Source organism: Jatrophihabitans lederbergiae (genome assembly GCF_031845305.1).
GTDB lineage: Bacteria > Actinomycetota > Actinomycetes > Mycobacteriales > Jatrophihabitantaceae > Jatrophihabitans_A > Jatrophihabitans_A lederbergiae.
On the sequence record NZ_JAVREH010000005.1, the window covers coordinates 53,699 to 66,755 of the forward strand.

Here is a 13,057-nt window from a genome sequence, read left to right on the forward strand (position 1 = left end):
CCCGCGCCCGGAGTCCGGCGGGGCCGCCTGACGGTACGACCGGCGGCGTGAGTGCCCGGGCCGTCGCTAGCTGACCGTGCCGTTGGAGTGGTACGCGTGATCACAGCCTGCGCTGCCGTGATCACGTGCTCATTCGCCGCCAGTGTCGTCGGGATCACGTACGGTGCTCCGGTGACGTTTCCACAGACCCGCACGGTCGATCAGGTCGAGAACTTCCACGGCACCGACGTGCCGGACCCCTATCGCTGGCTGGAGGATCAGACATCCTCCGAGGTCGCTGATTGGGCCCGCGCCCAGGCAGCCGTCACAGCGGACTACCTGCGCAAGCTCCCCGGGCGAGAGCGCCTGGCGGCTCGACTCGACGCGCTCTCCGGCCTGGCCACCTCGTCGGCGCCGGAGTTGCACGGCGGGCGGTGGTTCCGGCTGACCAACGACGGCTCCCAGCAGCAGTCGCTGGTACGGGTCTCCCACCATCCGATGGATGAAGGGCGGGTCCTGCTCGACCCGAACCCGGCCTCGCCGGAGGGCACCACGGCCCTCGCCGGCGCCGTGCCCGATCGGACCGGTCAGCTGGTGGCCTGGTCCTACCGCGAGGCCGGCAGCGACTGGTGCCGGTGGCGAGTCCGGCACGTCGACACCGGCGAGGACAGCGCTGACGACATCCGCTGGGCGAAGTTCGTGCAGCCGACCTGGCTCAGGGACTCGTCCGGCTTCGTCTACAGCCGCTACCCACCGACCGATCCCGACGACATCTACTCCGCTACGGCAGGCGCCCCGCAATTGATGCTGCATCGGCTCGGTCAGGAGCAATCCGCCGACGAGCTGCTGTTGGCGATGCCGGACGAGCCGACCACGACGTTCTGGCCGTGGATCGATGACTCCGGACGCTGGCTGGTGGCCGTCAGCGATGACTCCACCGCTGACGTCCGGGCGGTGTGGGTGCGCGACCTCGATGATCCGGACGGGGAGTTCCGCCGGCTCACCGCGCCCTCGGACAACGAGTGGGAGCTTGTCGGCTCCGACGAGCAGAGCCTGATCATGCGTACCGACCTCGACGCCGGCCGCGGGCGCCTCGTCCGGCTGGACCCGCGGTCCGGCGAGGTCACCACCCTGGTCGCCGAGCGCGGAGACCTGCTGCTGAGCGCCGACGCGGCCGCGGACGCCATCGTGATCCACTGGCTGAGCGACGCCCGCTCCGCCGTGACCGTGCACGACTTCACCGGAGCCGAGACCGGCCGGATTCCGCTGCCGGGGCTCGGCAGCGTCGGTGAGATCACCGCGAGCACCACGTCCAGCCTGGTGCACCTGGAGTTCTCGGCCTACGAGATGCCGCCGCGGATCCTGGCCCATGACCTGGCGACCGGCGCCACCGAGACCGTGTTCGCCGGGGAGCTGCCGGTTTCAGGCGTCGGCGAGGTGGTCACGGACCAGGCCTGGATCACCTCGGCCGACGGCACCCGGCTGCCGGCCTTCGTGCTGCACCGAGCAGACGTGACCCCCGAGAACGGACCGCACTCGTGCGTTCTTTACGGCTACGGCGGCTTCAACGTCTCCGTCACCCCGGCCTTCTCAGCCGGCGCGCTGGCGTTCGCCGAGGCCGGCGGCGTGTGGGTTGTGGCCAACCTGCGCGGCGGCGGCGAGTACGGCGCCGAGTGGCACGACGCCGGCCGACTGGCGAACAAGCAGAACGTGTTCGACGACGCCATCGCCACCGCCGAGCACCTCATCGCCGAGGGTTGGACGACGGCCGAGCGGTTGGCGGCCAACGGCGGCTCCAACGGCGGGCTGCTGGTCGGCGCGCTGATCACCCAACGCCCCGACCTCTTCGCCGCCGCCGTGCCGCAGGTTGGCGTGCTGGACATGCTGCGCTACGAACGGTTCACCATCGGCTGGGCGTGGGCCTCGGACTACGGCATTGCCAGCCGTTCCAAGCTCGAGTTCGACGCCCTGTCGGGGTACTCGCCGCTACACCGCCTGCAGGCCGGGACGTCCTATCCCGCCACGCTCGTGATGACCTCGGACCACGACGACCGGGTCGTTCCCGCGCACAGCTTCAAGTTCGCCGCTCGGCTGCAGGCGGTGAGCCCCGATAACGCGGTGGCGCTGCTGCGGGTGGAATACGCCGCCGGCCACGGGCAGGGCAAGTCACGCACCACGCTGATCCAGGAGCGGACGGACCTGCTGGCCTTCATCGCCCACCACACCGGACTGGTTCTGGACTGAGCTGCTCGTCCCGGACTGAGCTGCTGGTTCTGGACCGGGCGGCGGCCCGATCCAGAACCAGCGTGGTTCAGAGCAGGCCAGCCGCGCGCATGCCCTTCAGGGTCGGCGCGATGACGGCCGTCGGACCGACCCGATCGGATACCGCGTCCTGGGTCTTCAGCCCGTCACCGGTGTTGTAGATAACCGTCTCGCGGCTGGTGTCCAGCGAGCCTGCCTCGATCAGTCTCTTCAGCACCGCGGTGGTAACCCCACCCGCAGTCTCGGCGAAGACGCCGGTCGTCTCGGCCAGCAGCTGGATGCCGTCACGGATCTCGTCGTCGTTCACGTGTGCCATCGCGCCTCCGGTGCTGCGGACGGCATCGAGGGCGTACGGGCCGTCGGCCGGGTTGCCGATATTGAGCGACTTCGCGATGCCGGTGGGCTTGACCGGCAGCACGGTGTCGCTGCCGGTCTCGAACGCGACCGCGATCGGCGAGCAGCCGGAGGACTGCGCACCGTAGACCCGGTAGTCCAGCGGGTCCACGAGACCGATGCTCTGGAGCTCCTTGAAAGCCTTGTGGACCTTGGTCAGCAGCGAGCCCGACGCCATCGGCGCCACCACCTGCTGGGGCAACCGCCAGCCGAGCTGCTCGGCGACCTCGTACCCCAGAGTCTTGGAGCCCTCGGCGTAGTACGGCCGGACGTTGACGTTCACGAACGCGGTGGACTCGAACTCGTCGGTCTCGGCCAGCTCGCTGCACAACCGGTTCACGTCGTCGTAGGAGCCCTGGATGGCGACCAGCTTGCCGCCGTACACGGCCGTCTGGGTGATCTTGGCGGCCTCGAGGTCGGATGGGATGAAGACGATGGAGTCCATCCCGATCCGCGCGGCGTGCGCGGCGACCGAGTTGGCCAGGTTGCCGGTGGAGGCGCACGCGATCCGGGTGAAGCCGAGCTCCCGGGCTGCCGTGATGGCCACCGACACGACCCGGTCCTTGAACGAGTGCGTCGGGTTGGCGGAGTCGTCCTTGACCCACAGCGGAGCGGTGAAGCCCAGCCGGTCGGCCAGCCGGTCAGCCCGGATGAGCGGCGTCATACCGGTGCCGGAGTCGACCCTGGTGGCGGCGTTCTGACCGGCGGGCAGCAGTCCGGCGTAACGCCAGATTGAGTGCGGGCCGGCGGCGATGCTCTCGCGGGTCACCCGGGACAGCCGCTCGGCGTCGTATCCGATCTCGAGCGGACCGAAGCACTCGAAGCAGGCGTGCTGGGCGCCGAGTGGGTAGCTGGCGCCGCAGTTGCGGCAGACCAGCGCCGAGGCAGGCGATTGCGGGGATTGATCAGTTGCTGGGTGGATGACAGCAGTCATTGGAGCGAGGCCCTCTCTCCTCATCTTTCCTGGCTACCCGCAGTACGCTGCGCGGCCAGGCCGGACTTGGCACCTACCTCGCGAACCCGCCAGCACAGGACACAACTCTGGACGAGCTGCTGCTGCGTGCGGATTGTCGCGGTGGTTGCCGGGGCTTCAACGGGCCGGTCCCTCTGCCCCTCTGGATGAGCAAAACTATGAAGTTGTGCGGCTAACTGTAGTCGCTGGCCAGCACGACGATGACCGGCCCCGCAGGCAGGCCCGCGAACCTCGGCAGCACCCGCTTGAAGGCCGGGAATTGAGCCTTCAGCCGCTACGCCGCCTGCTCAGCCGCGGGTCGTAATAGACCGCGGTCGAGAGAATGTCGCCGGCGAACGTCCCGGTTCGCGACACCGTCCAACCGCCCGATTTTCAAGCGTGCGTCCGCCCTCTCGGCGAGGGCGGAGTTCGAGGTGTCGTTCAGCACGACCACGGCCGACAACACCACCGCGGCAAGAATCAGCTCCAGCGTGCGCCGGGTTCTCGACGGTGGGCGGAGTGGGCCAGAGGCGCAGAGCCTAGAAGTCAGACCTCAATGCCGAGACGGCGGGCTGAGCGCTGACGCTGACGGCTCGCTCGCAGCCGCCGCAGGCGTTTCACCAGCATGGGGTCGGCGACGAGCGCCTCTGATGTGTCGATGAGCCCGTTGAGCACCTGGTAGTACCGCGTCGCGGACATGTCGAACAGCTCCCGGATGGCTTGTTCCTTGGCGCCGGCATACTTCCACCACTGGCGCTCGAACGCGAGAATCTCTCGATCGCGGCGGTTCAGGCCGGTGTCGTCGGACCCGGCAGCATCGAGGTCCCCAGCGGGGCTGGTTGCCGCGACGGTGGTGGGCGCGGGTTCCATGCGGCCTCCGATCAGCTGGACTCCGTGAGCGACAGGCGCTGCTGCCCACGAGAATTGCACCGTTGTTATTCGACTTCTACATTGAACCACGAGCGACCGACATTTCTTGCTCCTCCGCGCTCCTCCACAGCAGCGCCGGCCGTCCACAGTTCCGTCCGCGGCCGACCACACAGCGGGGGCGCCGGACACCATCGAGAAATGCACCTCCTGAACACCGCCCGGCTCGAACGGCATGCGCATGATCTCGCCGTCGCGGCGACCCGGCTCGCCGCGCTGCAAACCTCGTTGAGGTCCGGCGCCGGCGCACTGCACTGGCGGTCGCCCGCCGCCCGGGCATTCGCCACTGCACTGCAGTCGGCGTTGGGCCAGCTCGGCGCCAGCGCGGGCCGGCTGCACGACCTCGCCGGATCGGTGCGGCAGCACAGCGCCCGCGCCGGCGCCCGCGCGCGGGAACTCCAGAGCGCGGCGACCCGTGCCGAGGCTGCCGAACTCGGTATCGCAGCCGTGGACTTGGGCGGCTCCGCCGCTGTGCACCTCGGCAGCTCCGCCATGGCGGCCACCGCGCACCTGCGGCCGAGATGAGCGCGTCGGTGAGCCTGCGCGGCGGCAGCGACTCGATCGCTGCCGAACTGGACGAGCTGGTCGCGTTCGCCGCGGCGCTCCGCCGGACCAGCGGCCCACTGGGCGAGGACGCGGCGGTGGTCGCACGGCTGCTGAGCGATCCAGCGCTGGTGCCGGCCGGCGTCCTCGATCCGATGGGTGCGGCCGAGGTCGCGGTCGGGGCGTCGCTCGCGCTGGCCCGGATCACCGCGACGGCGCTCGCCTGCGAGGCGCTGGCAGAGGCGGTTCGAGCAGCCGCCGCGGCGTACCGGGTCGCCGACGACCTCGACGCCCAGGCTCGTCCCGTCCTCCGGGCACTGGTCCACCTGCCCGGCGTTCCAGCGCTCGGACCACACACCGTGCGTTCCCCGCAGGCGCTGCTGTCGGCGGACCCGGCGCTGGCCGCGGTCGCCGTGGATGCCATCAGCGCGCTCGGCGCCGGTGGCGTGGCGGCACCGGTGGCCACCACCTGGGTGGCGGCGCTGCTGGCGACGCCGTACCGCGACGGCACTCCGGTGGTGACCGCACGGGCCGGCAGGCCGACGGACGACGCGAGCGGGCCGCCCAGGTGCAGCGCCGACCTGATCCGGGCGCTGGCCGTCCGGGATCGCGACGACGACGGCGGGGGTGCCATCGACATCCGGTTCCTCACCGACCCGCCGGGCCCCGCTCCGGCCGGCACGCCAACCGGCACCTCCGGGCGCCGGGTCATCGTCAACATCACCGGCACGACCGCCTGGAATCTGGACCCCCGGCACGCCACCCCACAGGTCTCGGACACCAGCACCAACCTGCGGACCCTGGCCAACCAGTCGTCGGTCTTCGAACGCGGCGTGATCCTGGCGCTGCGGCAGGCCGGCGTACGCCCGGACGAGCCGATCATGCTGGTCGGCCACAGCCAGGGCGGCATGGTGGCCGCCCGGCTGGCCGGCGACCTCACCACCCACCACCAGTTCCTGGTCACCCATCTGGTCACGGCCGGGGCCCCCATCGGCCTGGCCGCGATTCCGGCCGGCATCTCGGTGCTGTCGCTGGAGAACCGCGGTGACGTGGTGCCCGAGCTGGACGGCCGAGACAACCCGGCACGCGCCTCGTGGCTCACCGCCAGCACCGACCACGGCGCGGCGTCGGTGCTGGCCAAGCACTCACTGGACGCCTACCTTGCCGGAGCCGGTGACCTCGACGCCGACGACGATCCGTCGCTGACCAGCTGGCGGGCCGGAGCCCAGCCCTTCCTCAGCGCCGGCCAGGTCAGCACGGCCGTCTTTCAGGTTCGTCGCGGATGAATCGCGGATGAATGCGGTCCCTTGCCGAATTCCCGGTCGTGCAGCACGATCACCCAATGCTAGGGCTAATGCAGGACTTTCCGCTGACCATCGAAGCGATCCTTCGCCGCAGCGAGCGGATCTTCAGCAGCAAGACGATCACCACTCAGACCGTGACCGGCCAAGAGCGGATCACCTTCGCCGCCCTCGCGATCCGCGCCCGCCAGGTCGGCGCGGTGCTCGACTCGCTCGGCGTATCGGCCGACGGCCGGGTCGGCTCCTTCGGCTGGAACACCGCCAACCACATCGCGCTGTACTTCGGGGTCCCGTGCACCGGCCGAGTCCTGCACACCCTCAACATCCGGCTCTTTCCCGAGCAGCTTGCCTACACCGTGACCCACGCCGAGGACGAGGCCGTGTTCGTGGACCGCTCACTGCTGCCGCTGTTCGCCCAGTACCTGCCCCAGCTGAGCACCGTGAAGCACGTCATCGTGTTCGACGACGGCTCACCGGCCCCGCTTCCCGACGACCCGCGGGTCCTCCGCTGGGAGGACGTCGTCGGCGACCAGGCCGACTTCACCGGCAGGGTTCGCGACGAGAACACCGCCGCCGCGATCTGCTACACCACCGGCACCACCGGCAATCCCAAGGGCGTGCTGTACTCCCACCGCTCGACGTACCTGCACTCGCTCATCCTCCAGGCGCCGGCCACCTTCGCCCTGAGCGAGGTCGACACGGCGCTGCCTGTCGTGCCGATGTTCCATGCCATGGCGTGGGGGCTGCCCTACGCCTGTGTGATGGCCGGTGCCAACCTCGCGATGCCGGGGCCCGGCATGACCCCGGCGGCACTGCTGGACGTGATGGAGCGGGAGCGGGTGACCATCACCGCCGGCGTACCGACGATCTGGATGGGCATGCTGCCACTGCTGGAGGGTCGCGAGCTGCCGCACCTGCGCAGGGTGATCTGCGGCGGCTCGGCCGTCCCGAAGTCGCTGTCCGAGGCGTGGCGCACCACCATCGGGCTGCCGATCACCCAGGCCTGGGGCATGACGGAACTGTCGCCACTGGGCACGGTGTGCACGTTGCGTTCGGAACTGGCAGACCTGTCCGAGGACGAGAAAGCCGACGTCCGCTCGACCGCCGGGCTGCCGCCGATGGGCGTCGAGATGCGCATCATCGATCCCGAGACCCGCGAGGAACTGCCCTGGGACAACGAGGCCACCGGCGAGCTCGAGACCCGCGGACCGTGGATCGCGCGCCAGTACTACCGCACGGACGAGCCCGGCGAGCAGTTCTCCGCCGACGGCTGGTTGCGCACGGGCGACGTCGCCGCGATCTCGGGGCTGGGCTATATGCGGCTCGTCAACCGCACCAAGGACCTCGTGAAGTCCGGGGGCGAGTGGATCTCGTCGGTGGACCTGGAGAACGAGATCATGGGCCATCCCGCGGTGGCCGAGGCCGCCGTCATCGCACTGCCGCATCCGCGGTGGATGGAGCGGCCGTTCGCCTGCGTCGTGCTCAAACAGGGCGAGAGCCTGAGCAAGGACGAGCTGCTGAGTTTTCTGGCCGAGCGGGTGGAGCGCTGGGGGCTGCCCGACGATGTCGCTTTCCTGGACGAGATCCCGAAGACGAGCGTCGGCAAGTTCTCCAAGAAGACGCTGCGCGAGAAGTTCGCCGACCGGCAACTCCCCGACTGACCGATCGAGGCCGTTGGGTGCCGCAGCGCTGATCGAGCCGTGGCCGCGGCGTCAGGCGACCGATAGGCACCGGGCTCGGTCGATGACCCGCGCTGCTGACCGTGTGTAATCGCTAACGCCTCGCCGTTACCGGACGATGGGACTGGTGAGGCATCCGGACTACCGCCATATACCGCAGGTGTAGGGCTTACGTCCACAGAAATGCATGACAGAAAGTAACAATTCATCTACGAAGTGTTACTGATGCGGATCTGACAGTTACTCTCCGTTGTGACACCTGAGGCGCAAGTGACGCAAGTGCACTCGCCTCAGCGGGCCACAGCAGGCGGTAAGCCCCTGGGGTCGCCTCTGACAACCGGAAGTCAGGACGAGATATATGCGCCACGCCGCTCAATCAACCTTGCCCACGCACGCCCAGTTGCCGGACGAGCCCGCACGCCGGGCCCGGCGACGGCTGGTCCCGACGCCGAGATCGCGGTCGCTCGCTCTGAGCGCTCTGAGCGCTCTGGGCGCGGTGGCCGTGAGTGTGCTCGCCTTCGCCGTACCGCAGGCGGCTCAGGCGGCCGTGAATCACAACCCCGTCGGCACCCTTGACTCCGCGACCGTTACGGCGACGGACGGCTCTGTGACCCTCACCGGGTGGGCCATCGACGCCGACGCCCCGAAGTCCTCGCTCCGGGTCGAGGTACGGGACAACGGTGCGTACAAGACCGCGGTGATCGCCAAGCTGGCCCGCCCGGACGTCGGCCAGGCCTATCCGGCGTACGGCGCCGATCACGGCTACTCCATCCGGGTTCCCGAGGCCAGCGGCGTGCACACGCTCTGCGTCCTCGCCTCCAACATCGGCACCGGCGTCAGTGGCCCGCTGGGCTGCAAGACCGTGACGGTGACAAACGACCCGTTCGGCACCGTCGAGGCGAACGCGGCGGCTCCCGGCGGCTTCGTCCTGTCCGGCTTTGCCATCGACCCGAACACCACCAGCCCGGTCCTCGTCCGTACCTACGTGGACGGCAAGTACGCCGCCGGTGTCTGGGCAAATCAGGCCCGGACCGACCTCAAGACCCGCTACCCGGCCAGCGACATCAACCACGGCTTCGCGGTCAACACCCCCGTCGCCGGCGGCAGTCATCTGGTCTGCGCCTACGCGCTCAACCTGGGCGCGGGAACGGTGAACACCAGGTTCGGCTGTGTCCAGGTCAATCGCGCCACCGCGCCGGTCGGCTCCACCGCCGCCATCGCTCGGGTCGGCGCCTCGGATGCCATCGCCGTGTCCGGCTGGGCGCTCGACCCCGACACCGGAGCGGCGATCCGGATGCACATCACCAGCGACGGTGTCGACCGGGCCAACGTCGCGGCCAACCTCGCCACCCCGGCGACGCCGAGCGGCTGGGCACAATACGGCGGCCAGCACGGCTACTCGACCAACGTGGCCCTCAATGCCAATGAGCATGTCGTGTGCGCCGTGGCGTACAACGTCGGCGCGGGCGTCAACTCCTCACAGGGCTGCGTCCGGGTGCTAACGTCGGGCGCCGCAGCTCCGGCCGCGCCCGGCTCGCTCACCGCCGTCCCCGGCTCCAACGCGATCACGTTGCGCTGGTCGCCCGCGACGGCGACCAACTATCCCGTGACGGGCTACCAGGTCACGACCTCGCCAGGCGGCCAGGTGGTCACAACCTCGGCCACCGCAACCTCGGCGACCATCGGCGGGCTGACGAACGGCAGCAGGTACGGCTTCTCGGTACGGGCCCTCAACGTGCTCGGACGCAGCTCCGAGTCCACCACGACGGCGACCCCGACGGCGATCCCGCCACAGCTGACCCCGGCCCCGGTGTCGACCAGCCACTACGTGCGCAACATGACCGGCAACCTCGCCACCGACGCCGCGATGATGCGGACCATGGGCGCCACTGACGCCAGCTACAACCCCTCGGGTCACAGCTACCTCGTGCTGCTGCAGATCGGCGGACAGGACGAGTACGACGGGGGCGCGCTGCTCTCGGCGACCGCCCGCTACGTCAGCTACCCCGCGGTCGTGAGTGGCGTCAAGGCTTACCTGGACGGCTACAGCAGCACCCAAAAGGCCTCGGCCCCGCTGACGCTGGCCATCGGAACAAACAACGACGTCGACGTCGACGCCTCGGCGGGTGTCTCGTGGGCACGCAATATCGTGAATCCGATCGCCGGCTATGCGGCCTCGATGCACCCCGGCACGATCATCGCCGGCGCCAACGACATGGAGCCAGGATTCTCGGCCAACGTCACCGACACCCGAGCGTGGCTGTCCGGATACCTGGGCGCCACCACGGCCCGCTTCGTCTTCAACGGCTCGGCCGATGGTTGCTCGACGTCCAACCCGGGCGGCCAGTGCAACAACGGCTGGTCCATGGCGGATCTGCAGTGGCTCAGCGGGGGCGCCGCACCGGCACGCACGATCAGCCTGCCGCAGATCTACAACTACGCGATGCCCATGCAGTGGAAGAACATCTCGCTGACCGGCACCAACGTCGGTCGCCCCGGGATCTACTTCGGCGGACCGCTGACCGAGGTGACCGCCTGTACCCAGGCAGGATCCTGCGGCAGCATCTCGAATGTCGATGCCTGGAACCAGCTCTGGGCGGCGATATCGTCAACCACCGCCACCAGCCAGTCCCAGATGCCACACGGAACTGATCTGCGGATCAACTGAGGGCTCGATCGAAGCCGGTCAGGCAAAACGCAGGCGGAGGGAAATCAGCGCAGTGTTACTCAATCGCCGGCTTGCCGGAGTGCTCAGTGCGGGTCTGCTGTTGACCGCCGGCTGCACCACCGCGTCACACAGGACAGCCAGTTCGATCCAGCCGAGCAACGTGAACCCGGTGTCGGTATCGGCTTCGACTTCGACTTCGGCTTCGGCTTCGGCTTCGACATCGGCTTCGACATCGGCTTCGGCTTCGGCTTCGACATCGGCTTCGACGCAGGCATCGGTCTCGGTGCCGGCATCGGTCTCGCCGACCCCGTCGTCGAAAGCGCCCTCGGCCACCGTGTCGGTGTCCAGCAGCGCTGCCACGACCGCACCCCCCACCAGTGCCCCGAAGCCGAAGCCGAAGCCGAGTTCGTCCGCTCGGGCTTCGGCCCCGGCCACGCTGCCCATCCCGTCGCCGTCCCCCACCTCGGCAAGTCCCGTCGCCGGACCGGTCGACGGGGCGGGGAGCTGCGTCACCGCGGCGCTGTCGATCAGGGCACTGCGCGCGTCCGGAGCGGCCGGGCACCAGTACGCATTCCTGCAGTTCACCAACACCTCCACCCACGCCTGCTCGCTGACCGGCTTTCCGGGCGTGCAGTTGATGCGCGACGGGGCGCTGGTCGGCAAGCCGGCCGGGCACTCCGGCAAGGCCGCGACCACGGTGCGGATCGCGCCCGGGTCCTCCGTCACTGCCCAGGTGATCGATGACTCCAGCTGCAATGCCGACAAGTCCGACGCCGTCCAGATCATCCCGCCGAACGGGACGGACCGGATCGTGGTTCGGCTGTCCGTGCGCGCCTGCGCGCTGACGGTGGACCCGGTGACGGCAAGCTAGCCCGAGCCTTGAGCCGGCGCCGGCCGCTCGATCAGTCACCGGCCCGCGGGCGCGGTCTGGCTCACCATCGGCCACCGCGGGGAATGCCCGGCATGTCCAACGGGGTTCAGTAGCGACGTGACCGCCCCCACCTCGGACGCGCCCTCCGCTGCCCACAGTTCTCAGCCTCCCGAGCAGTCCGTCGGCCAGCAGCCCGCGCCCGGAAGTCCGATTCCGACCGACAATCCGGTCCCGGCCGAGCCGGCGGGGGCGCACCGCTGGCTGATCATCGTCGCCATTGTCCTGACTGGGCTCACGATGCGAATCGCTGTCAGCAGCGTCGGAGCGGTACTCACCGACCTCGAGCACGGGTTGCACGCCTCCAGCGGCATCGCCGGCCTGATCACCACGCTGCCGGTCATCGCGTTCGCCACCATCGGCTTCGCCGGGTCACGCCTGGCGCAGCGGGTCGGCGAGCACCGGATGGTCGTTCTCGCGCTGCTCATCAGCACCGCCGGCTTGCTGTTCCGGGCGGTCTCGGCGGAGGTGTGGATCTTCGCGGTCCTCAGCATGCTCGCGCTGACCGGGGGCGCGGTGGCCAACGTGCTCATGCCCGCCCTGGTCAAGCGGCACTTCCCGCAACAGATCGGCCTGCTGACGGCCGTCTACACCACCTCCCTCGCGGTCGGTACGACGGTCGCCGCGGGAACCACGGTCCCCATCGCGAATGCCGGTGGCAGCTGGCGGTTCGGCATCGGCTCGTGGGCACTGCTCACCGCCGTCGCGTTGCTGCCATGGCTGCCGACGCTGCGTGCCGACCGCCGCCGTCCCGGCAGCCACCCCGCCCGGGTACCGATCAGCCGGCTGGCGCGTACCAAGCTCGCCTGGGCGCTGGTGCTGATGTTCGCGTTCCAGTCGTTCCAGGCCTACATCGCCTTCGGCTGGTTCACCGACTTCTTCCGGCACAACCACCTGAGCGCCACAGAGGCCGGAATCCTGGTCGCGTTCTTCTCCGGGCTCTCCATTCCGGTCTCGATGGTGATCCCGACTCTCGCCGTCCGCGGCCAGCGCCGGCTGGTCGTCGGGCTCAGCGTTGCCAGCATCGCCTGCTATCTCGGCATGTTCGCGGCCCCGGTCGGCGGTGCCTGGGTGTGGATGCTGTTCGGCGGTATCGGCAGCGGCATGTTCCCGCTGACGCTCACCATGATCGGACTGCGCTCGCGCGACATCGCCACCACCGCGGCGCTGTCGGGCTTCGTCCAGGGCGCCGGCTATCTGCTGGCCGGTACCGGACCGCTGCTCGTCGGCGTCCTGCTCGGCTTCTCCGACAACTGGACCGGCCCGCTGACGCTGCTGCTGGTCGCGGCGATACTCTCCGCGGCGGGTGGCTGGTACGCCAGCAGGCCGCGCTACGTCGAGGACGAACTCAGCACCGTCCGACCAATCCGGCCGCGATAGCAGGACGAACGGCGGTGGACCTCGTTCCAGGCTCCCACAGCACCG

General features: G+C 69.5%; 10 protein-coding genes and 1 riboswitch. Of the genes, 7 read left to right on the forward strand and 3 right to left on the reverse strand.

What is annotated here, in order from left to right:
* Positions 1–171: 171 nt before the first annotated feature.
* Positions 172–2,223, forward strand: coding sequence for a prolyl oligopeptidase family serine peptidase (locus RM423_RS05470; RefSeq protein WP_311421995.1), 2,052 nt, complete (start codon positions 172–174; stop codon positions 2,221–2,223).
* Between the two features lie 67 nt (positions 2,224–2,290).
* On the opposite strand, the gene thrC is transcribed toward RM423_RS05470, so the two are convergent.
* The gene (gene thrC / locus RM423_RS05475; protein WP_311421996.1) at positions 2,291–3,568 is read right to left on the reverse strand and encodes a threonine synthase; all 1,278 of its coding nucleotides are present in this window, start codon (positions 3,566–3,568) and stop codon (positions 2,291–2,293) included.
* Between the two features lie 17 nt (positions 3,569–3,585).
* Positions 3,586–3,760: riboswitch (SAM riboswitch) on the reverse strand.
* Between the two features lie 372 nt (positions 3,761–4,132).
* The gene (locus RM423_RS05480) at positions 4,133–4,456 is read right to left on the reverse strand and encodes a DUF3263 domain-containing protein (protein WP_311421997.1); all 324 of its coding nucleotides are present in this window, start codon (positions 4,454–4,456) and stop codon (positions 4,133–4,135) included.
* Positions 4,457–4,654: 198 nt separating this feature from the next.
* On the opposite strand from RM423_RS05480, the gene RM423_RS05485 reads away from it, so the two are divergent.
* The 4 genes from RM423_RS05485 (at position 4,655) to RM423_RS05500 (ending at position 10,704) form a co-directional block, all read left to right on the forward strand.
* Positions 4,655–5,038 carry a hypothetical protein gene (locus tag RM423_RS05485; RefSeq protein WP_311421998.1) on the forward strand — a complete coding sequence of 128 codons (384 nt, stop codon included), beginning with the start codon at positions 4,655–4,657 and terminating at the stop codon, positions 5,036–5,038.
* Positions 5,035–6,342, forward strand: coding sequence for a PGAP1-like alpha/beta domain-containing protein (locus tag RM423_RS05490; RefSeq protein ID WP_311421999.1), 1,308 nt, complete (start codon positions 5,035–5,037; stop codon positions 6,340–6,342). The genes RM423_RS05485 and RM423_RS05490 overlap by 4 nt, the downstream gene beginning before the upstream one ends.
* 56 nt (positions 6,343–6,398) lie before the next feature.
* On the forward strand, positions 6,399–8,018 hold the full coding sequence (locus tag RM423_RS05495; protein WP_311422000.1) for a long-chain fatty acid--CoA ligase: 1,620 nt from the start codon (positions 6,399–6,401) through the stop codon (positions 8,016–8,018).
* A 376-nt stretch (positions 8,019–8,394) separates the two neighbouring features.
* Complete coding sequence (locus tag RM423_RS05500) at positions 8,395–10,704, forward strand: fibronectin type III domain-containing protein (RefSeq protein WP_311422001.1); 2,310 nt, start codon at positions 8,395–8,397, stop codon at positions 10,702–10,704.
* A gap of 18 nt (positions 10,705–10,722) precedes the next feature.
* Here the strand turns inward: RM423_RS05500 and RM423_RS05505 are convergent, their stop codons facing one another.
* Complete coding sequence (locus RM423_RS05505) at positions 10,723–11,064, reverse strand: hypothetical protein (RefSeq protein WP_311422002.1); 342 nt, start codon at positions 11,062–11,064, stop codon at positions 10,723–10,725.
* Here RM423_RS05505 and RM423_RS05510 point away from each other — a divergent pair.
* Both RM423_RS05510 and RM423_RS05515 read left to right on the forward strand, forming a co-directional pair.
* Positions 11,045–11,575, forward strand: coding sequence for a DUF4232 domain-containing protein (locus RM423_RS05510; RefSeq protein WP_311422003.1), 531 nt, complete (start codon positions 11,045–11,047; stop codon positions 11,573–11,575). The two genes, RM423_RS05505 and RM423_RS05510, sit on opposite strands and share 20 nt — an antisense overlap.
* 117 nt (positions 11,576–11,692) lie before the next feature.
* Positions 11,693–13,012, forward strand: coding sequence for a CynX/NimT family MFS transporter (locus RM423_RS05515; RefSeq protein ID WP_311422004.1), 1,320 nt, complete (start codon positions 11,693–11,695; stop codon positions 13,010–13,012).
* Positions 13,013–13,057: the final 45 nt, after the last annotated feature.

What these genes read in the sequence shown, in the direction of transcription:
- RM423_RS05495 (WP_311422000.1), top strand. Translation starts at nt 6,399, where the DNA reads ATGCTAGGGCTAATGCAGGACTTTCCGCTGACCATCGAAGCGATCCTT.
- RM423_RS05485 (WP_311421998.1), top strand. Translation starts at nt 4,655, where the DNA reads ATGCACCTCCTGAACACCGCCCGGCTCGAACGGCATGCGCATGATCTC.
- RM423_RS05480 (WP_311421997.1), bottom strand. Translation starts at nt 4,456, where the DNA reads ATGGAACCCGCGCCCACCACCGTCGCGGCAACCAGCCCCGCTGGGGAC.
- RM423_RS05490 (WP_311421999.1), top strand. Translation starts at nt 5,035, where the DNA reads ATGAGCGCGTCGGTGAGCCTGCGCGGCGGCAGCGACTCGATCGCTGCC.
- thrC (WP_311421996.1), bottom strand. Translation starts at nt 3,568, where the DNA reads ATGACTGCTGTCATCCACCCAGCAACTGATCAATCCCCGCAATCGCCT.
- RM423_RS05500 (WP_311422001.1), top strand. Translation starts at nt 8,395, where the DNA reads ATGCGCCACGCCGCTCAATCAACCTTGCCCACGCACGCCCAGTTGCCG.